Source organism: Streptomyces sp. NPDC021562 (genome assembly GCF_040640875.1).
Classification (GTDB): domain Bacteria; phylum Actinomycetota; class Actinomycetes; order Streptomycetales; family Streptomycetaceae; genus Streptomyces.
In genome coordinates this window covers 76,847-93,422 of the sequence record NZ_JBFACN010000022.1, presented here as the reverse complement: position 1 = coordinate 93,422, position 16,576 = coordinate 76,847, and the positions used below count along the sequence as shown (strand labels likewise).

Sequence of the window (16,576 nt, the reverse complement as noted above, 5' to 3'; positions counted from 1 at the left end):
GGGGCAGTGTTGGCGGGCAGGCTCAAGGCGCCGACGGGTCGCTACGGCGGCCGGTCCGCCGAAGAACGCAAGGCCGAGCGGCGTCGGCGGTTCCTGGACGCCGCGCTCCAGCTCTTCGGCGGGGCACCGGGGTTTCGCGCCACGACCGTGGCCGCACTCAGCCAGCAGGCGGGCCTGTCGACCCGGCAGTTCTACGAGGAGTTCGAGACCCTGGAGGACGTGCTCGCCGCGCTGCACCTGGAGGTGAACGGGTGGGCCGAGGAGGCGGTGCGGGACGCCCTCGCGGAGGCCGAGGCGTTGTCGTTGGTCGAGCGGGTGACCGTGCTGTTCCGGGCGTACGCCCGGGACGTCACGTCGGATCCGCGGCGGATCCGGATCGCGTTCGTCGAGATCATCGGGGTCAGTCCCCGGCTGGAGGAGCAGCGGCTGGCGCGGCGGGCGCGCTGGGTGGAGCTGATCTGCGCGGAGGCGAACGCGGCGGTGGCGCGCGGGGACGCGGCGCCGCGCGACTACCGGCTGGCGGCCGCCGCGTTCATCGGGAGCGTGAACGGGTTGCTGCACGACTGGAGTGCCGGGTGGGTGGACGCTTCGCTGGACGAGGTCGTGGGGGAGCTGGTGCGGTTGCTGGTGGGGATGCTGCGGCCGGAGGGGTGGGAGCCAGGGGGCTCCCGGTAGCCGGCCGGCTTCTCGACGTCCCCGCCGACGCCAGGAGGGCCGCCGCGGTCAGCAGGGCGCACAGCAGCAGGACGGCCAGCAGCCGTCGGCGCAGCGCCCGGTACCTCGCCTCGTACTCCCTCCTCAGCTCCTCGGCGCGCCGCGCCGTGCGGTGCCAGGACATCCGGGACAGCTCCAGGTACTCGGCCTCCAGCTGACGCTCCAGGTCCTCCCGCTGGGTGTCCGTCAGCCAGCCCAGCCGGTCCGCCGCCCGGGCCCCCGCCGCCCGGCCCTCCGCGCGCGCCGCCGCGAGCAGCAGATGACCCTCCACCTGGCGCACCAGTGCGCGCTCCTCCTCCCGCGCCGTCACCGGACAGTCAACTCCCGCTCCGGCAGCGGGTGGTGCAGGTCGAACGCCGGGGACTCGCTGCGGATCCGGGGCAGGGTCGTGAAGTTGTGGCGCGGGGGCGGGCAGGAGGTGGCCCACTCCAGCGAGCGGCCGTAGCCCCACGGGTCGTCCGTCTCGACCTTCACCCCGTACCGGGCGGTCTTCCAGACGTTGTAGAAGAACGGGAGCAGGGACGAGCCCAACAGGAACGAGAAGATCGTCGAGACCGTGTTGAGGGTGGTGAGCCCCTCGACCGCCAGGTAGTCGGGGATCCGGCGCTGCATGCCCTCCGCGCCCAGCCAGTGCTGGACCAGGAACGTGCCGTGGAAGCCGGTGAAGAGGGTCCAGAAGGTGATCTTCCCGAGGCGTTCGTCCAGCATCTTCCCGGTGAACTTGGGCCACCAGAAGTGGAATCCGGCGAACATCGCGAAGACGACCGTGCCGAAGACCACGTAGTGGAAGTGGGCGACCACGAAGTACGAGTCGGAGACGTGGAAGTCGATCGGCGGAGAGGCGAGCATCACCCCGGTCAGGCCGCCGAAGACGAACGTCACCAGGAAGCCCAGGGTCCAGAGCATCGGTGTCTCGAACGACAGGGAGCCCTGCCACATGGTGCCGATCCAGTTGAAGAACTTCACTCCCGTCGGGACGGCGATCAGGAAGGTCATGAAGGAGAAGAAGGGCAGCAGCACACCCCCCGTGACGTACATGTGGTGGGCCCAGACGGTGACCGAGAGACCGGCGATGGCGATGGTGGCCCCCACCAGGCCCAGGTACCCGAACATCGGCTTGCGGGCGAAGACCGGGATGACCTCGCTGATGATGCCGAAGAACGGCAGCGCGATGATGTAGACCTCCGGGTGACCGAAGAACCAGAACAGGTGCTGCCAGAGCAGCGCCCCGCCGTCGGCCGCGTCGAAGACGTGGGCGCCGAACTTCCGGTCCGCCTCCAGCGCGAACAGGGCCGCCGCGAGCACCGGGAAGGCGAGGAGCACGAGCACGGCGGTGAGCAGGACGTTCCACACGAAGACCGGCATGCGGAACATGGTCATTCCGGGGGCCCGCATGCAGATGATCGTGGTGATGAAGTTGACCGCGCCGAGAATCGTGCCGAAACCGGAGAAGGCCAGGCCCATGATCCACATGTCGGCGCCGATCCCCGGCGTGCGCACCGCGTCCGAGAGCGGGGCGTAGGCGAACCAGCCGAAGTCGGCCGCCCCCTGGGGGGTCAGGAAGCCGCCCACCGCGATCGTGGAGCCGAGCAGGTAGAGCCAGTAGGCCAGCATGTTCAGGCGCGGGAACGCCACGTCGGGGGCGCCGATCTGGAGCGGCATGATCCAGTTGGCGAAGCCCGCGAACAACGGGGTCGCGAACATCAGCAGCATGATCGTGCCGTGCATCGTGAAGGCCTGGTTGAACTGTTCGTTCGACATGATCTGCAGGCCCGGGCGGGCCAGTTCCGCCCGCATGAACAGGGCGAGCACACCACCGACGCAGAAGAACGAGAACGCGGTGACCAGGTACAGCGTTCCGATCGTCTTGTGATCCGTGGTCGTGAGCCACGTGGGGTTCCTCATGCCCCGCCTGTGTCCGGGCACCGCCCGCCGGTCACACTCGGCGGGTGCGACGAGCGTCACCGCGCAGGGTGTGACGATCGGGAAGGTGCCGGACACGAAGGGGACATGAGCAACGACGAGATCTTCGCCGCTGCCTATCGCGAGCACTACTGGGCGGTCAGCCGCTACGTCGCGCGGCGACTGGACGGGCGGACCAGCGAGGTGGAGGAAGTGGTGGCGGACGTGTTCACGGTGGCCTGGCGCCGCCGCGCCGACCTGCCGGCGGCTCCGCTGCCCTGGTTGTACGGCGTGGCACGCAACTGCCTCGCCAACGCGGTACGCGGCTACGGGCGTCGGCGCAGGCTGCTGGACCGGCTCGGCAACGACGAGACCGCGCACGGACGCCACGTCATGGACAGCCCGGACACCGAGCGGCCCGGTGCCTGGGTGCACGAGGCGCTGGCGCGGCTGTCCCCGGCCGACCAGGAGGTGCTCCGGCTGGCCGCCTGGGAGGACCTCGGCGTCGACGAGATCGCGGTGGCCCTGGACTGCGGCAACCGGGCCGCGGCGATGCGGCTGCACCGGGCCCGCGGCCGGCTCAGAGCCGAGATAGACCGACTGCGCCCCTCTGCCGCCGAGGCCCTGCCCGAGGAAGACCGCCATGGCTGACGAACTCGACCTGCTCCGCACCACCGACCCGGCACCCGCCGACGGCCCCCGCTTCGCCGACGGCCCCCTGCCCCGCCACGCCGAACAACACCTCACCCGCCTGCTGCACACGCCCGACCTGCTGCCCGCGGACGGCGGGCGGCCCGGGCGTCCGGTGCGGCTCGTGTGGGGGCTGGCCGCGACCGTCGTCGTGGTCGCCGTGGCGCTGAGCGTGCTGCTCGGTGGCTCCGGCACCGTACCCGCCGTCGCCGCGCCCCGGCCGCTGGCCGTCCGCGCGCACTCCACCGCCGTACCGCTCGCGCAGGTCGCAAAACTGGCCCGCGTCGCGGCGGGCGACGGGTCCCCGGGGCTGCGCCAGGGCACCCACGTGCAGTCCTGGAGTCTCGGCATGAGCGACGACGGGCCGCCCCTCACCCTTCCCGAGGAGCGCGTGGTGCGCTGGCGCGCGGACGGCACCCACACCGAGGTGGTCGTGGCCACCGACCCGAGCCACCCCGGCCGTCCGGTCCTCACCGACGGCGGCCTCGCCGAGGACGGGAAGGTGCTCAGCCGGCACACCTTCCCGCCGATGTGGGGCGACGCCCCGCCGCTGGCCACGCCCCCGCACGACCCCGGAAAGCTGCGTACCTACCTGTCCGAGCTGGTCAACAGCAGCACCCTCACCACCGGTGAACTCCTCGACGCCACGCGGGAGTTGCTGGACAACTGGACGCTCGGCGCCCGCGAGACGGCCGCCCTGGCCGCGCTCCTCGCCGACGCCGAGGGACTGCGCCCGGCCGGCCAGGTCACCGACCGCCTCGGCCGCACCGGGCAGGCGTACGTCTACGAAGGGGCCGCCGGCGCCCGCCGGATGCTGATCCTGGACCCGGGCACCGGCGCCGTACTCGGCCTGGAGACCACGTTCACCCGGGACGATCCCGAGTACGGCGTGCGGGCCGGGGACGTCATGGAGTACAGCGCCTGGCTGCGCTGACCCTCACGCCCCGAGCTGCCGGGCGGCCGCCGTCACCGTCTGCTCCAGCAGCACGGCGATGGTCATCGGGCCGACGCCGCCCGGCACCGGTGTGATCAGCGAGGCCCGCTCGACGGCGGTGTCGAAGTCCACGTCACCGACGTTGCCCTCGTTGTAGCCCGCGTCGAGCACCACGGCGCCCGGCTTGATGTCCTGGCCCCGGATCAGCCGGGGCCGGCCGACGGCGGCGACCACGATGTCCGCCTCGCGCACCGCCGCCGACAGATCCCGGGTGCGGGAGTGGCAGTAGGTGACGGTGGCGTCCCTGGCGAGGAGCAGCATGCCGGCCGGCTTGCCGAGGATCGCGCTGCGGCCCACGACCACCGCCCGCTTCCCGGCCGGGTCGACGTCGTACGCGTCGAGCAGCCGCAGGATGCCGCCGGGTGTGCAGGAGACGAAGCCCGGCAGCCCGAAGCTCATCGTCGCGAACGACGCGAAGGTCACGCCGTCCACGTCCTTCTCCGGGGCGATCGCCTCGAACGCGGCCCGCTCGTCGACGTGTTCGCCGACCGGGTGCTGGAGCAGGATGCCGTGCACCGCCGGATCCGCGGACAACTCCCTGAGCACGCCGACCAGTTCGTCGGTGGTCGTGGCGGCGGGCAGGGGCACGTGCCGGGAGGCGATGCCCGCCCTGCGGCTGCGGTTCTGCTTCATCCGCACGTAGGTGACGGACGCCGGGTCGTCACCGACCAGCACGGTCGCCAGACACGGCGTGACGCCGGTGCGCGCGGTGAGGTCCGCGGCCCGCCGCGCGGTCTCCTCGACGATCCGGCGGGCGACGGCGGTTCCGTCCATGAGACGGCCCTGGGATGTCTGGGGCACGGGGCACACTCCTGAGCTGATGCACGATGGATCGCCCAGGCGCACGGCATCGACGGTGCGGACCGCTCCCCGGTGGTGCTCCACCTCAGCGCCAGTCACGGCCCGCCCCCAGGGTAACCGAGGGACGGTACTGACCCGGACTCCCGTGCCTCGGCCGGCTACTCGTCGTCCCATGCCTGGATCATGATCTGTTCGGCTATCTTTCCGTCGCGCAACGTGATCATCGACTCGGCGAGCACCCGGACGCCGTCCGCGTACTCGCAGGACTCGGTGAACGCGGCCCGGTCGCCCTGCACGACGCACCGGTCCAGCTTGTGCGTCATGTCCCGGCTGTAGACGTCGTCCAGCATCGCGGCGATGTCCCTGCGGCCGTGCAGGATCTTCGGATGGCTGGGCTGGGCGTTGCGGTCGACGATGCGGATCTCCGCGTCGTCCGTGTAGAGCGCCAGCAGGGAGTTCCCGGTGTTCCCCTCTATGGCCCGGCGCAGTGTGTCGGTGTCGAACGTGGAGCCTGTCGCGGTGCCCATGATGACCTCCTGCGGGGCCCGCGACCCGACGCGGGAGCAGGCCGCGACAGCCCCTCACTCCGAGGCTCCTCCGTCCCGGCCGGCTCGGCAAACGCAGGCCGGGCGCTCCTCCTGACGGGTGAGGCCGGGCGGCCGCCCGTGTCCGGCCCGGCGCCGGAACCGTTGCTGAGGGCATGATCTCAACACGACGTATCGTCGCCGCCGTCGGACTGGCCGTCGGGGTCACCGGCCTTGCCGCGCCGCTGGCGAACGCGGCCGACGCGAGCCCGCAGCATCCGGGGAAGCTCACCGCGCTCGGGGTGCTCGACTCGGTCGCCACCAGCGACATCCCCGCGAAGTACCAGGGCAGGATGCCGAAGGTCTCGGAGCAGGTGCAGGGCCTGAACGGAGTCCACAAGCTCGGCGAGCTGCACCAGGTCACCGACCTGGCCGCGCCCGCCGCGGGGCTGCTGCCGGGCATCGAGGCCTGATCCCGGCCGCATCCCCCGGGCCGTCCCGGTGCGGGACGGCCCGTTTTCCTCCCCTCCCCTCCCCTTCCCTCTTCGTCCCCGCCCTCAGTGCTCCGAGGCCAGGAACTGGGTCGCCGCCAGCTCCGCGTACAGCGGATCCGCCGCCACCAGTTCCCGGTGCGTGCCCACCGCGCGGACCCGGCCCGCGTCCATCACGACGATCCGGTCCGCCATCGTCACCGTCGACAGGCGGTGCGCGACCACCAGCACCGTGGTCGACCGGGCCACGTCGGCGACCGTGTCCCTGAGGGCCGCCTCGTTCACCGCGTCCAGCTGCGAGGTCGCCTCGTCGAGCAGCAGCAGCCGGGGCCTGCGCAGCAACGCCCGGGCGATCGCGACCCGTTGGCGCTCGCCCCCGGACAGCTTGGTCCCGCGATGCCCGACCAGGGTTCCGAGCCCGTCCGGCAGCCGCGCGACCAGTCCGTCCAGCCGGGTCGTCTTGACCACCCGCGCGAGGGCGTCCTCGTCCGCCTCCGGGTTGCCCAGCAGCAGATTGTCCCGCAACGACCCCGACAGCACCGGCGCGTCCTGTTCGACGTACCCGATGGCGGAGCGCAGCAGCGGCAGTTCCCATGCGTCGAGCGGGCGGCCGTCCACGGCGATCGTGCCGGACTCCGGGTCGTAGAACCGCTCGATCAGCGAGAACACGGTGGTCTTGCCCGCACCGGACGGCCCGACGAAGGCCGTCATGCCCCGGGCGGGGATGTCGAAGCTCACCCCGTGGTGGACGTACGGCAGGTCGTCGGCGTAGCGGAAGCGTACGTCGGTGAAGGCGACGGAGGCCGGTTCGGCACCGGCGGACGGCAACTCGGCGGGCGCGGACGGCGGTTCGGCGGGCAGTCGCAGCGCCTCCTGGATCCGGGCGAGCGCGCCGGCGCCGGACTGGTACTGGGTGATCGCCCCGACGACCTGCTGGATCGGCTGCATCAGGTAGAAGACGTAGAGCAGGAACGCCACCAGCGTGCCCACGCCGATCGCGCCGGTCGCCACCCGCGCCCCGCCCACCGCCAGCACCGTGATGAACGCCAGCTGCATCGCGAGTCCCGCCGTGTTGCCCGCGGCCGCCGACCACTTGGCGGCCCGCACGCTCTGCCGCCAGGACTCCTCGGCCGCCGCGTGCAGGGCCTGCTCCTCCCGGTGCTCGGCGCCCGAGGCCTTCACCGTGCGCAAGGCGCCCAGCACCCGCTCCAGCGAGGCCCCCATCACCCCGACCGCGTCCTGGGCCCGGCGGCTGGCCCGGTTGATCCGCGGCACGATCGTGCCCAGCACGGTGCCGGCCGCGGCGATCACCACGAGCGTGACGGCCAGCAGCACGGGATCGACCACCCCCATCATCACCACGGTGGCGACCAGGGTGAGCCCGCCGGTTCCCAGGGCGACCAGCGAGTCCGTGGTCACCTCGCGCAGCAGCGTGGTGTCCGAGGTGATCCGCGCCATCAGGTCACCGGGTTCGGTGCGGTCCACGGCGGTGATCCGCAGCCGCAGCAGGTACGACGACAGGGTGCGCCGCGCGCCCAGCACCACCGACTCCGCGGTGCGCCTGAGCACGTACGAACCCAGCGCGCCCACCGAGGCGTTGCCCACCACCAGGGCCGCCATCGCCAGCAGTTTCCCGGTGATGGACCGGTCGTGCGAGAGGTCGTCGATCAGCCCCCGGGCCACCAGCGGCAGCAGCAGCCCGGTCGCGCCCGTGACCAGCGAGAGCAGCGCACCCGCCGACAGGGCCCAGCGGTGCGGCCGTACATAGGACAGGAGCAGCCGGAACACGGACGGGCCGCTCCGGTCGCTCGGCGGAACTGCTGCTGCGGCGGTCACGGTGCTCCTCGTCCGGGCGGTGGGCGGCGCCCCCAGGCTACGACGGGGGCCACCGGTCCCGGCGCCGTGTCAGCCGCGGGCGGAACCCAGCCTCGCGAGGATCGCGTCGAGGTCGGTCGCGTGCGGCCGGTTGTGCGGGAGCCGCGCCAGCAGCGCCGCCATGCCGCAGGTGTCCGTCAGCGCGGAGAACACCAGGCCGCCGGCCACGCCGGCCGGCAGCAGCCGCCAGGCCGGGTGCACGAGGCCGAGGCCCAGCCCGGCCAGGACGGCCGCCCCGGCCGCGAGGCGGACCTGGCGTTCCATGGCCCACGGCGAGCGGGAGCGTCCGCGTTCCGGCCGGTGCAGGCCGTGGCCGCGCTCGGTCCAGCCGCGGGTGCCGCCGGCGAGGACGGACGCCTGGACGCCGTGCTCGGCGAGGTCGGCCCGGGCCTGCTCGGCGCGGTTGCCGGAGGCGCAGACGAGGAGGAGCCCGCCGTCGACGGCACGGAGCGCGGGCAGCGCCCGGCGCAGGCTGCCCAGCGGGACGTTGTGGGCGCCGGGGAGGTGACCGGCGGCGTACTCGCCCGGGGTGCGGACGTCGACGACGGTCCACTCCTGGAGGCGGGTACGGGCGTGGTCCGGGTCGATACCGGGGGGAGGGGTGGTCATGGTGGTGCGATCCTTCCTAGGGACGATGGACGAGGGGATGGCCCGGAGGGCGCGGTAAAATACCCCTACGGGTATGGGAGGAGTGGTTGTGGAGCTTCAGTTCGAGGCCGATGAACTCAAGTCGGTGCTGAACCGGCTGCGCCGGGCGCAGGGGCAGATCTCCGGAGTGATCAAGATGATCGAGGAGGGCCGCGACTGCGAGGACGTGGTCACCCAGCTGGCCGCCGCCTCGCGCGCCCTGGACCGGGCGGGCTTCGCGATCATCGCGACCGGACTCCAGCAGTGCGTCATCGATCCGGCCCGTGGTGGCTCGGACGGCGAGACGGCCGAGCACATGAAGGCACGCCTGGAGAAGCTGTTCCTGTCGCTCGCCTGACCGCCGGCCGGCGTCAGCGCACCGCGTCGGCCAGCATGAACGCGGCCACCGCGAGCAGCGCGTAGGCGAACAGCCGCTGGAGCGTGCCCGCGGACAGCCGGGCCGCGAGCCTTCTGCCGTCCCAGGCGCCGAGGACCGCGGCCCCGGCGAACGGGCCCACCGCCGACCAGTCGACGTCCGCCGCCGAACCGGTGCGCGCGGCCAGCGCGGTGAGCGAATTGATCGTGATGACGAGCAGGCTGGTGCCGACCGCCGCGCGCATCCGCAGGCCCACGACGTTCACCAGGGACGGTACGGCGAGAAAGCCGCCGCCCACACCGAGCACACCGGTCACCGCCCCGAGCCCGGCACCCGCCCCGGCCACCCGGGAGGGCCGCCCCGGGGCGGGGGAGGCCCGGGGACCGGCGGGCCGCAGCATGCGCAGCGCCGCCGCCGCGGCCAGCACGGCGAACGCCCCGGTCAGCAGCGCGCCCGGGAGATGCCGGGACACCAGCCCGCCCACCGCCGCCGGCCCGGCACCGGCCGCGGCGAACAGTGCGCCGGCCCGCCAGCGCACCGTGCCCTCGCGGGCGTGCGCGACGAGCGCGGTCGCCGAGGTGACCGTGACCACGACCAGGCTCGCGGCCCCGGCCGCGGCCGGGGTGAAACCGAGCAGGTAGATCAGCGCGGGCACGGCCAGCACACTGCCGCCGCCACCCAGCGCCCCGAGCGCCAGCCCCGTGAGGGCCCCGGCGCCGAGGGCGAGCAGGAGCGTGCTCATCCGGTCGGGTCCGCGGCAAGCACCGGAAGTCCCGCCGCGCGGGCCGCCGGGAAGGCGTCGTCGACGGCGACCACGTCCCGCCCGGCCGCGTCGAGCAGCGACGCGGCGACGGCGGCGCGCATCCCGCCCGCGCAGTGCACCCACACGGTGCCGGCGGGTATGTCGGCGAGCCGCTCCCGCAGCTGGTGCAGGGGTATGTGGACCGAACCCCGCACGTGGTTCGCGGCCCGCTCGGTGTCCCGGCGCACGTCCAGGACGACGACGCCCTCCGGGCCGTGCGCGGCCAGCTCCGCGAAGGTGCCCCGGGGGAAGGACCGGGGGTGTTCGCCCGCCCGCAGCCAGGACTCCGGGGTCCCGGTGGCGGCCGCGGCCGGGCGGTCGATGCCGACGCGGGTCAGCTCCCGCTGGGCGGCGGCGATCCGGTCGGCCGACTCGGCGAGCAGCGTCACCGGCCTGCCCCGGGGCAGCAGCCAGGCCAGCTGGGTGGCCAGTTGGCCGCCGGCCTCGACGTTGAGACTGCCCGGCACGTGTCCGGCGGCGAACGCCACCCGGTCGCGCAGGTCCACCACCCACTCCCCGGCGGCCAGCCGCGCCGCGATCTCGGCCGCGTCCGCCCGGCGCGGCGGGCTGAGGTCGACGGGGGCCGGACCGCCCGCGTTCAGTGGCCCCATGTGCGCGTAGTACGCCGGTACGTCGTCGAGCCCGGCCAGCAGTTCGGCCACGAACGTGTCGACGTCCTTGACCAGGGCGGCGTTCACCGTGCGCTCCCGGCCGATGGTGGTGGCCGTGCCGGACGCGTCGCCCGCCGAGCAGAAACTGCCGAAGCCGTGCGTCGGCAGCACCGCCGTCCCGTCCGGCAGTTCGGCGGCCAGCCGGTGCGCGGAGGCGTGCTGTGCCCGGGCCAGCTCGCCGGTCAGCCGCGGCTCCACCAGGTCGGGCCTGCCGACCGTGCCGATCAGCAGCGAGCCCCCGGTGAAGACGGCCACCGCCCGGCCGGCCTCCTCCAGGACGTACGACGTGTGGTGCGGGGTGTGTCCGGGGGTGGTTAGGGCGCGCAGCGCGAGCCCCTGCTCGATGCCCAGGACGTCCCCGTCGGCCACCGGCAGCCGCTCGTAGGCCACCCGCGCCCCGGCCGGCACCACGTACCGGGCACCGGTCAGGCGGGCCAGTTCGAGGCCGCCGGAGACGTAGTCGTTGTGCACGTGGGTCTCCACGACATGCGTGAGCCGAACCCCGCGCCGGGCGACGGCCTCGATCACCCGGTCCACGTCCCGGGGCGGGTCGACGGCGACGGCGCCGTGCGCGCCGCCCGCCAGATAGCCGCGGTTGCCCAGCCCGGGCACCTCGACGGTGTCGACGAAGGACACGGCAGCACTCCTTTCCTCGCTCCCCGGGCCGCTTACCCCGGGGGGTATACAGAACACCGTAGCAGAGGTACCCCGGGGGGTATCCGGAGGTGAGCGGGCCGGAAAGATCCACGCTGATCGACGTGCTCCGTGCCGTTACCGATCGGTCACGCGTAGGGTCGGAAGGCAGCAGGTCAGCAGAGCGACGAAAGGTCAGGAGCATGGCGCAGGAAGTACGCGGCGTGATCGCACCGGGCAAGGACGAGCCCGTGCGGGTCGAGACGATCGTGGTGCCGGACCCCGGGCCGGGCGAAGCCGTCGTGCGGGTGCAGGCCTGCGGGGTCTGTCACACCGACCTGCACTACAAGCAGGGCGGGATCAACGACGAGTTCCCCTTCCTGCTCGGCCACGAGGCAGCCGGCGTCGTGGAATCGGTCGGCGAGGGCGTCACCGACGTGGCACCCGGCGACTTCGTGATCCTCAACTGGCGTGCGGTGTGCGGGAACTGCCGGGCCTGTCTGCGCGGCCGCCCCTGGTACTGCTTCAACACCCACAACGCGCAGCAGAAGATGACCCTCGCCTCGACCGGACAGGAACTCTCCCCGGCGCTCGGCATCGGCGCCTTCGCCGAGAAGACGCTGGTGGCGGCCGGGCAGTGCACCAAGGTCGACCCGGCAGTCTCCCCGGCGGTCGCCGGACTGCTCGGCTGCGGGGTGATGGCGGGCATCGGCGCCGCGATCAACACCGGCAACGTCGGCCGGGGCGACTCGGTCGCCGTGATCGGCTGCGGCGGTGTCGGCGACGCGGCGATCGCCGGGTCGATCCTGGCGGGCGCCGCGAAGGTCATCGCCGTCGACATCGACGACCGCAAGCTGGCGAAGGCCCGCACCCTGGGCGCCACCCACACGGTCAACTCCCGCGAGAGCGACCCGGTCGAGGCCATCCGCGAACTGACCGGCGGCTTCGGCGCCGACGTCGTGATCGAGGCGGTCGGCCGCCCGGAGACGTACCGCCAGGCCTTCTACGCCCGCGACCTCGCCGGCACCGTCGTCCTGGTCGGCGTGCCCACCCCCGAGATGAAGCTCGAACTCCCGCTCCTGGACGTCTTCGGCCGCGGCGGCGCCCTCAAGTCCAGCTGGTACGGCGACTGCCTGCCGTCGAGGGACTTCCCCATGCTGATCGACCTGCACCTGCAGGGCCGGCTGCCGCTGGACGCCTTCGTGACCGAGACCATCCAGCTCGACGAGGTGGAGAAGGCCTTCGAGCGGATGCACGGCGGCGACGTGCTGCGTTCGGTGGTGGTGCTGTGATGACCACGCGCATCGAACGACTCGTCACGTCCGGCCAGTTCACCCTCGACGGCGGCACCTGGGACGTCGACAACAACGTGTGGATCGTCGGTGACGAACGCGAGGTGATCGTCATCGACGCCGCCCACGACGCCGAGGCCATCGCCGAGGCGGTCGCCGACCGCACACTGAAGGCGATCGTCTGCACCCACGCCCACAACGACCACATCGACGCCGCACCCGCCCTCGCGGACCTCACCGGCGCCAAGATCTGGCTGCACCCCGACGACCTGCCGCTGTGGAAGTTCACCCACCCCGACCGCGACCCCGACAACCACCTGTCCGACGGCCTGGTCATCGAGGCCGCGGGCGCCGACCTGACCGTCCTGCACACCCCCGGTCACGCGCCCGGCGCCGTCTGCCTGTACGACCCCGCCCTGGGCGCCGTCTTCACCGGCGACACCCTCTTCCAGGGCGGCCCCGGCGCGACCGGGCGCTCGTACTCGCACTTCCCGACGATCATCGACTCCATCCGGGACAAGCTGCTCACCCTCCCGCCGGAGACGAAGGTCCTGACCGGACACGGCGACTCCACCACCATCGGTGCCGAGGCGCCCCACCTGGAGGAGTGGATCGCCCGGGGACACTGAGCGGAACGCGGCGCGGGCGGAAGACGGCGCGGGCGGGAGGCGCGCAGGCGACCCGGTCAGGCGGTCGTCGTCCGGGTCGGCCAGCGCGCCGGGTGCCCGGGCGGCAGCGCGAGGTCCTTCCGCACCGCGCCGTAGTACCCCTCGCGGCCGGCCCGCTGACGCTCCAGCAGGTGCTGCCAGGCGTCCGGGTCGACCGTCCCCGACCGCATGAACCTCTCCATCTCCATCACCGTGGTCACCCACTCCCGGGCCCGCTCCACCACGGCCGGGCTGCCCAGCATGATCAGCGCCTCCCCGGCCGGGTCGCGCCCGTCGGTGGCCTCCGCCAGCAGCGGCTCGGCCTCGGCCGGGGACATCGGGTGCGGATGGGGGTCGTTGCCGAGGTGGGCGGCGACGCGGTACGTGAGATTCACCGATCTCTTGAGCGCCCGCGCGTATTCGCTGTACACGGTCAGCCGGCGCTCGTCCCAGCGTGCCTCCTGCTCAAGTCGGAACCGTGCCCGGTCACCCCGGACCACGGCGAGATACGAACCGAGCGCGCCGATCACGACGCCTATGAGAGCCGGGAGTTGCTGCAAGAAGGCGGACATGTGCGCACGTTATCTGTCCTGTTGATCCTCGCGCCCGTACCGTCGTTGCCATGACCGGACTCCCTCGCTTCGCCGGACACCGGATCCTCGTCACGGGCGCGGCCCGTGGCATCGGCGCTGCCGTCGCCCGGCGGCTGGCCGAGGAGGGCGGCCGGGTGCTGCTGACCGACCGGGACCTGCCCGAGGCGGAGCGGACGGCGGCCGGACTGCGGGACCGGGGGCTCGCGGCGGAGGCGTGCGCCTGCGACGTGGCCGACCGGAACTCGGTGGAAGCGGCCGTCGAGCGGGCCGTCACCTCCTTCGGCGGACTCGACGTCCTCGTGAACAGCGCCGCGCACTGCACCCCCGACCTCCCGCTCTACGAGGACCAGCCGGACGACGCGTGGGACCTCGACCTCGACATCACCCTCGCCGGCGTCCACCGCTGCTGCCGCGCCGCCCTCCCGCACCTCGCCGCCTCCGGCCGGGGCGCGATCGTGAGCATCGGCTCCGTCAACGCCGCGGCCGACTTCGGCAACCACGCCTACAGCGCGGCCAAGGCGGCCCTCGTCTCGCTGACCCGCACCCTCGCCGGTCACGCGGCCGCCCGCGGGGTCCGGGTCAACCTGGTGGAGCCGGGCACGGTCCGCACCTCCGCCTGGGCGGGACGGGACGACGAACTCGCCGCCGTCACCCCGCTCTACCCGTTGGGCCGGGTCGGCGAACCGGCGGACATCGCCGCCGCCGTCGCCTTCCTGGCCTCCCGGGACGCCGCCTGGATCACCGGCACGACCCTGCGCGTCGACGGCGGTCTCACCGCGGTGCACACGGGCTTCCACGCGGCCCTGCGACCGCACCGCACCGGGGGATCCGCCGTGCCCCGCCGCGGTGGAGCGCAGTAGCGTGGCCCGGCCGAGCCGGCGGGACCCCGGTACCGAAGTTCACCGTTTCGTCACAGGCAGGCCCGGGCTACAACCAATGCCGTGGATCGGATGGTCTAGGGCGACGAGGCAGCAGGACACAGGAAGGAGACGTACTTCGCATGGGGGACATACGCAGAAGAAGCGCCGTAGCGGTCGGGCTCACCGGGCTCGTCGCGCCGCTCGCGCTCGCCTTCTCCGCAGCACCGGCGCAGGCCGCGAGCTGCACCACGCAGGCGGGGCCCTACCAGAAGCAGGTGGAGAAGTTCCTCGGCCGCCCGGTCGACGGCAGGCAGTCCACCGCCGACTGCAAGGCGATCCAGGCATTCCAGAACAAACACGGCATCACGCCTGCCGTGGGCTACGCGGGTTCCGTCACCTGGGGAGTGATGGACCTGATGAACAAGCAGAAGGCCGTGGGGAACAAACCCAACAGGGACGGCAAGTGCCCCACGAACAAGGGCCGCATCGCCTGTGTCGACCTCAGCCTCCAGCTGAGCTGGATCCAGGACGGCGGCAAGCTGGTGTACGGTCCCGTCCCGGTCCGCACCGGCCGCAAGGGCTTCGTGACCCGCACCGGCCTGAAGAAGATCTACTGGCGTGACATCGACCACGTCTCGTCCGTCTACAACGTGCCGATGCCCTACAGCCAGTTCTTCGACGGCGGTCAGGCCTTCCACTCGGTGAACCTCAGCATGTGGAACCCGCCGGGCTCGCACGGCTGCGTCAACATGACCCCCACCGTCGCCAAGAAGTACTGGTCGCTGCTGAAGACCGGCGACGACGTCTTCGTCTACGGCCGCAAGCCGGGCACCTGACGGCACCCGGCCCGTCCCGGGGGGCTCAGCTCTCCGGGGCGTCCCCGAAGTCCGGGATGTCCAGCCTGGCCCCGCCCTGCCGCGCGGACTCGTGCGCGATGATGCCCGGCAGGGTGTAGCGGGCGGCCACCCACGCGTTGACCGACGGCAGGGTGCGCGAGTTCACGGCCGTCACGAAGTCGTCGACCAGGAAGTGGTGGCTGCCCTCGTGCCCGTTGTGCAGCGCGTCGAACTCGCGCGGCAGCCGCGACCGGTCGTGCACCGGAGCCGACCCCGAGGTGAAGGCCGCCCGCAGCTCCGGCGCGATGTGCTGGAGCGAAGGGTCGTCCGGGGACATGGTCGGCTTGGGCTCGAGGAGCTCGCTGATGTCCTGCACGCCCTTCTTGTCCTGCCACAGGGCGACCGTCGCCAGCTGCTCCATGCTGGCCTCGGTGCCGAAGAAGCGGAAGCGCGATTCGCGGATGTGGGACGGGTAGCCCACCCGCCGGAACTCGTTCGTACGGAACGAGCCGCCGCCCGCGACCTCGAACAGCGCGGTGGCGTTGGACACGTCGTTGCCGAACTGGCTGACGTCCTTGTCGAAGACGCCGTCCCCGCGCTCGTCCACCACGCCGATCGCGGACACGCTCACCGCGTGGGTCCCCCAGGCGCCGAGCACCCCGCCCACCGCGTGCGTCGGGTACAGCAGCGGGGGATAGCTGGCGGTCGCCTTCCAGTTCTCGCCGCCGCTGTAGCGGTACGCGTCGTAGAAGCCGAGGTCCATGTCGTGGACGTAGTCGCCCTCGGCGTAGAACAGCCGCCCGAAGGCGCCCTTGGCGATCTGGTTGCGGGCGTGCACGGTCGCCGGGTTGTACTGGCTGGTCTCGCCCATCATGTACGTCAGTCCGGTGGCCTTGACCGCGTCGATGATCGCCGCGATCTCCTCCGTCGTGACGGCCATCGGGACCGCCGAGTACACGTGCTTGCCCGCGTTCAGGCCCTGCAGGACCAGCGGGCCGTGTGTCCAGCGCTGCGTGAAGATCGCGACCGCGTCGACGCCGGACTCCAGCATGGCCTCGTACGAGGGGAAGGTGCCGGCCAGGTTCTGGGCGGCGGCGAGCTGTTCCGCCCGCTCGGGCAGCAGGTCGGTGACGTACACGTCGCCGACGCCGGGATGGGCCTGGAACAGCGTGGCGAACTGGCCGGAGAACTGGCCGGCACCGACTATGCCGAGTGAGAAAGTCATGCCGGTTACTTTTGCTGCGGAAG

The 16,576-nt window shown here is 72.7% G+C and carries 18 protein-coding genes and 1 riboswitch; of the genes, 9 read left to right on the top strand and 9 right to left on the bottom strand.

Annotated elements, in window-relative coordinates; all coding sequences use genetic code 11:
* The first annotated feature begins 9 nt into the window (after nt 1-9).
* Nucleotides 10-675, top strand: a complete 666-nt coding sequence (locus tag AB0G52_RS30020; RefSeq protein ID WP_132893450.1) for a TetR/AcrR family transcriptional regulator — start codon at nt 10-12, stop codon at nt 673-675.
* A gap of 345 nt (nt 676-1,020) precedes the next feature.
* Here AB0G52_RS30020 and ctaD read toward each other — a convergent pair whose 3' ends face one another.
* Nucleotides 1,021-2,619: a cytochrome c oxidase subunit I gene (ctaD, locus tag AB0G52_RS30015; RefSeq protein ID WP_132893448.1), complete on the bottom strand. Its 1,599-nt coding sequence runs from the start codon at nt 2,617-2,619 to the stop codon at nt 1,021-1,023.
* Nucleotides 2,620-2,724: 105 nt separating this feature from the next.
* Here ctaD and AB0G52_RS30010 point away from each other — a divergent pair, with 105 nt between their 5' ends.
* Together AB0G52_RS30010 and AB0G52_RS30005 are read left to right on the top strand one after the other, a co-directional pair.
* Nucleotides 2,725-3,267: a sigma-70 family RNA polymerase sigma factor gene (locus AB0G52_RS30010; protein ID WP_132893446.1), complete on the top strand. Its 543-nt coding sequence runs from the start codon at nt 2,725-2,727 to the stop codon at nt 3,265-3,267.
* Nucleotides 3,260-4,240 (top strand): CU044_5270 family protein, encoded by a 981-nt coding sequence (locus AB0G52_RS30005; protein WP_361340438.1) that lies wholly within the window; start codon nt 3,260-3,262, stop codon nt 4,238-4,240. The genes AB0G52_RS30010 and AB0G52_RS30005 overlap by 8 nt, the downstream gene beginning before the upstream one ends.
* Before the next feature lie 3 nt (nt 4,241-4,243).
* On the opposite strand, the gene AB0G52_RS30000 is transcribed toward AB0G52_RS30005, so the two are convergent.
* Both AB0G52_RS30000 and AB0G52_RS29995 read right to left on the bottom strand, forming a co-directional pair.
* Complete coding sequence (locus AB0G52_RS30000) at nt 4,244-5,074, bottom strand: bifunctional 5,10-methylenetetrahydrofolate dehydrogenase/5,10-methenyltetrahydrofolate cyclohydrolase (protein WP_361340520.1); 831 nt, start codon at nt 5,072-5,074, stop codon at nt 4,244-4,246.
* Nucleotides 5,075-5,127: 53 nt separating this feature from the next.
* A riboswitch (ZMP/ZTP riboswitch) is annotated at nt 5,128-5,210 on the bottom strand.
* A gap of 49 nt (nt 5,211-5,259) precedes the next feature.
* Nucleotides 5,260-5,628 carry a nuclear transport factor 2 family protein gene (locus AB0G52_RS29995; protein WP_132893443.1) on the bottom strand — a complete coding sequence of 123 codons (369 nt, stop codon included), beginning with the start codon at nt 5,626-5,628 and terminating at the stop codon, nt 5,260-5,262.
* Between the two features lie 173 nt (nt 5,629-5,801).
* On the opposite strand from AB0G52_RS29995, the gene AB0G52_RS29990 reads away from it, so the two are divergent.
* Nucleotides 5,802-6,098, top strand: coding sequence for a hypothetical protein (locus AB0G52_RS29990; RefSeq protein ID WP_132893441.1), 297 nt, complete (start codon nt 5,802-5,804; stop codon nt 6,096-6,098).
* 84 nt (nt 6,099-6,182) lie between these two features.
* Here AB0G52_RS29990 and AB0G52_RS29985 read toward each other — a convergent pair whose 3' ends face one another.
* Nucleotides 6,183-7,952, bottom strand: a complete 1,770-nt coding sequence (locus AB0G52_RS29985; RefSeq protein WP_132893440.1) for an ABC transporter ATP-binding protein — start codon at nt 7,950-7,952, stop codon at nt 6,183-6,185.
* Nucleotides 7,953-8,021: 69 nt separating this feature from the next.
* Nucleotides 8,022-8,600 carry a rhodanese-like domain-containing protein gene (locus AB0G52_RS29980; protein WP_361340433.1) on the bottom strand — a complete coding sequence of 193 codons (579 nt, stop codon included), beginning with the start codon at nt 8,598-8,600 and terminating at the stop codon, nt 8,022-8,024.
* 88 nt (nt 8,601-8,688) lie between these two features.
* On the opposite strand from AB0G52_RS29980, the gene AB0G52_RS29975 reads away from it, so the two are divergent.
* A complete protein-coding gene (locus tag AB0G52_RS29975; RefSeq protein ID WP_132893436.1) occupies nt 8,689-8,976 on the top strand; it encodes a metal-sensitive transcriptional regulator in 288 nt (95 codons plus the stop codon).
* A gap of 13 nt (nt 8,977-8,989) precedes the next feature.
* Here the strand turns inward: AB0G52_RS29975 and AB0G52_RS29970 are convergent, their stop codons facing one another.
* The gene (locus AB0G52_RS29970) at nt 8,990-9,736 is read right to left on the bottom strand and encodes a sulfite exporter TauE/SafE family protein (RefSeq protein ID WP_132893434.1); all 747 of its coding nucleotides are present in this window, start codon (nt 9,734-9,736) and stop codon (nt 8,990-8,992) included.
* Nucleotides 9,733-11,103 carry a rhodanese-like domain-containing protein gene (locus AB0G52_RS29965; protein WP_361340429.1) on the bottom strand — a complete coding sequence of 457 codons (1,371 nt, stop codon included), beginning with the start codon at nt 11,101-11,103 and terminating at the stop codon, nt 9,733-9,735. The genes AB0G52_RS29970 and AB0G52_RS29965 overlap by 4 nt, the downstream gene beginning before the upstream one ends.
* Before the next feature lie 200 nt (nt 11,104-11,303).
* On the opposite strand from AB0G52_RS29965, the gene AB0G52_RS29960 reads away from it, so the two are divergent.
* Both AB0G52_RS29960 and AB0G52_RS29955 read left to right on the top strand, forming a co-directional pair.
* Nucleotides 11,304-12,392, top strand: coding sequence for an S-(hydroxymethyl)mycothiol dehydrogenase (locus tag AB0G52_RS29960; protein WP_361340426.1), 1,089 nt, complete (start codon nt 11,304-11,306; stop codon nt 12,390-12,392).
* Nucleotides 12,392-13,021 (top strand): MBL fold metallo-hydrolase, encoded by a 630-nt coding sequence (locus AB0G52_RS29955; protein WP_358979243.1) that lies wholly within the window; start codon nt 12,392-12,394, stop codon nt 13,019-13,021. The genes AB0G52_RS29960 and AB0G52_RS29955 overlap by 1 nt, the downstream gene beginning before the upstream one ends.
* Nucleotides 13,022-13,077: 56 nt before the next feature.
* On the opposite strand, the gene AB0G52_RS29950 is transcribed toward AB0G52_RS29955, so the two are convergent.
* Nucleotides 13,078-13,611 (bottom strand): hypothetical protein, encoded by a 534-nt coding sequence (locus tag AB0G52_RS29950; protein ID WP_132893427.1) that lies wholly within the window; start codon nt 13,609-13,611, stop codon nt 13,078-13,080.
* A gap of 50 nt (nt 13,612-13,661) precedes the next feature.
* On the opposite strand from AB0G52_RS29950, the gene AB0G52_RS29945 reads away from it, so the two are divergent.
* Nucleotides 13,662-14,492, top strand: coding sequence for an SDR family NAD(P)-dependent oxidoreductase (locus tag AB0G52_RS29945; RefSeq protein WP_132893425.1), 831 nt, complete (start codon nt 13,662-13,664; stop codon nt 14,490-14,492).
* Nucleotides 14,493-14,632: 140 nt separating this feature from the next.
* Complete coding sequence (locus AB0G52_RS29940) at nt 14,633-15,328, top strand: L,D-transpeptidase (protein ID WP_132893423.1); 696 nt, start codon at nt 14,633-14,635, stop codon at nt 15,326-15,328.
* Between the two features lie 25 nt (nt 15,329-15,353).
* On the opposite strand, the gene AB0G52_RS29935 is transcribed toward AB0G52_RS29940, so the two are convergent.
* On the bottom strand, nt 15,354-16,553 hold the full coding sequence (locus AB0G52_RS29935) for a Gfo/Idh/MocA family oxidoreductase (RefSeq protein ID WP_361340422.1): 1,200 nt from the start codon (nt 16,551-16,553) through the stop codon (nt 15,354-15,356).
* Between the last annotated feature and the right edge of the window lie 23 nt (nt 16,554-16,576).

What these genes read in the sequence shown, in the direction of transcription:
- ctaD (WP_132893448.1), bottom strand. Translation starts at nt 2,619, where the DNA reads ATGAGGAACCCCACGTGGCTCACGACCACGGATCACAAGACGATCGGA.
- AB0G52_RS30010 (WP_132893446.1), top strand. Translation starts at nt 2,725, where the DNA reads ATGAGCAACGACGAGATCTTCGCCGCTGCCTATCGCGAGCACTACTGG.
- AB0G52_RS30005 (WP_361340438.1), top strand. Translation starts at nt 3,260, where the DNA reads ATGGCTGACGAACTCGACCTGCTCCGCACCACCGACCCGGCACCCGCC.
- AB0G52_RS30000 (WP_361340520.1), bottom strand. Translation starts at nt 5,074, where the DNA reads ATGGACGGAACCGCCGTCGCCCGCCGGATCGTCGAGGAGACCGCGCGG.
- AB0G52_RS29995 (WP_132893443.1), bottom strand. Translation starts at nt 5,628, where the DNA reads ATGGGCACCGCGACAGGCTCCACGTTCGACACCGACACACTGCGCCGG.
- AB0G52_RS29990 (WP_132893441.1), top strand. Translation starts at nt 5,802, where the DNA reads ATGATCTCAACACGACGTATCGTCGCCGCCGTCGGACTGGCCGTCGGG.
- AB0G52_RS29980 (WP_361340433.1), bottom strand. Translation starts at nt 8,600, where the DNA reads ATGACCACCCCTCCCCCCGGTATCGACCCGGACCACGCCCGTACCCGC.
- AB0G52_RS29970 (WP_132893434.1), bottom strand. Translation starts at nt 9,736, where the DNA reads ATGAGCACGCTCCTGCTCGCCCTCGGCGCCGGGGCCCTCACGGGGCTG.
- AB0G52_RS29960 (WP_361340426.1), top strand. Translation starts at nt 11,304, where the DNA reads ATGGCGCAGGAAGTACGCGGCGTGATCGCACCGGGCAAGGACGAGCCC.
- AB0G52_RS29955 (WP_358979243.1), top strand. Translation starts at nt 12,392, where the DNA reads ATGACCACGCGCATCGAACGACTCGTCACGTCCGGCCAGTTCACCCTC.
- AB0G52_RS29950 (WP_132893427.1), bottom strand. Translation starts at nt 13,611, where the DNA reads ATGTCCGCCTTCTTGCAGCAACTCCCGGCTCTCATAGGCGTCGTGATC.
- AB0G52_RS29945 (WP_132893425.1), top strand. Translation starts at nt 13,662, where the DNA reads ATGACCGGACTCCCTCGCTTCGCCGGACACCGGATCCTCGTCACGGGC.
- AB0G52_RS29940 (WP_132893423.1), top strand. Translation starts at nt 14,633, where the DNA reads ATGGGGGACATACGCAGAAGAAGCGCCGTAGCGGTCGGGCTCACCGGG.
- AB0G52_RS29935 (WP_361340422.1), bottom strand. Translation starts at nt 16,553, where the DNA reads ATGACTTTCTCACTCGGCATAGTCGGTGCCGGCCAGTTCTCCGGCCAG.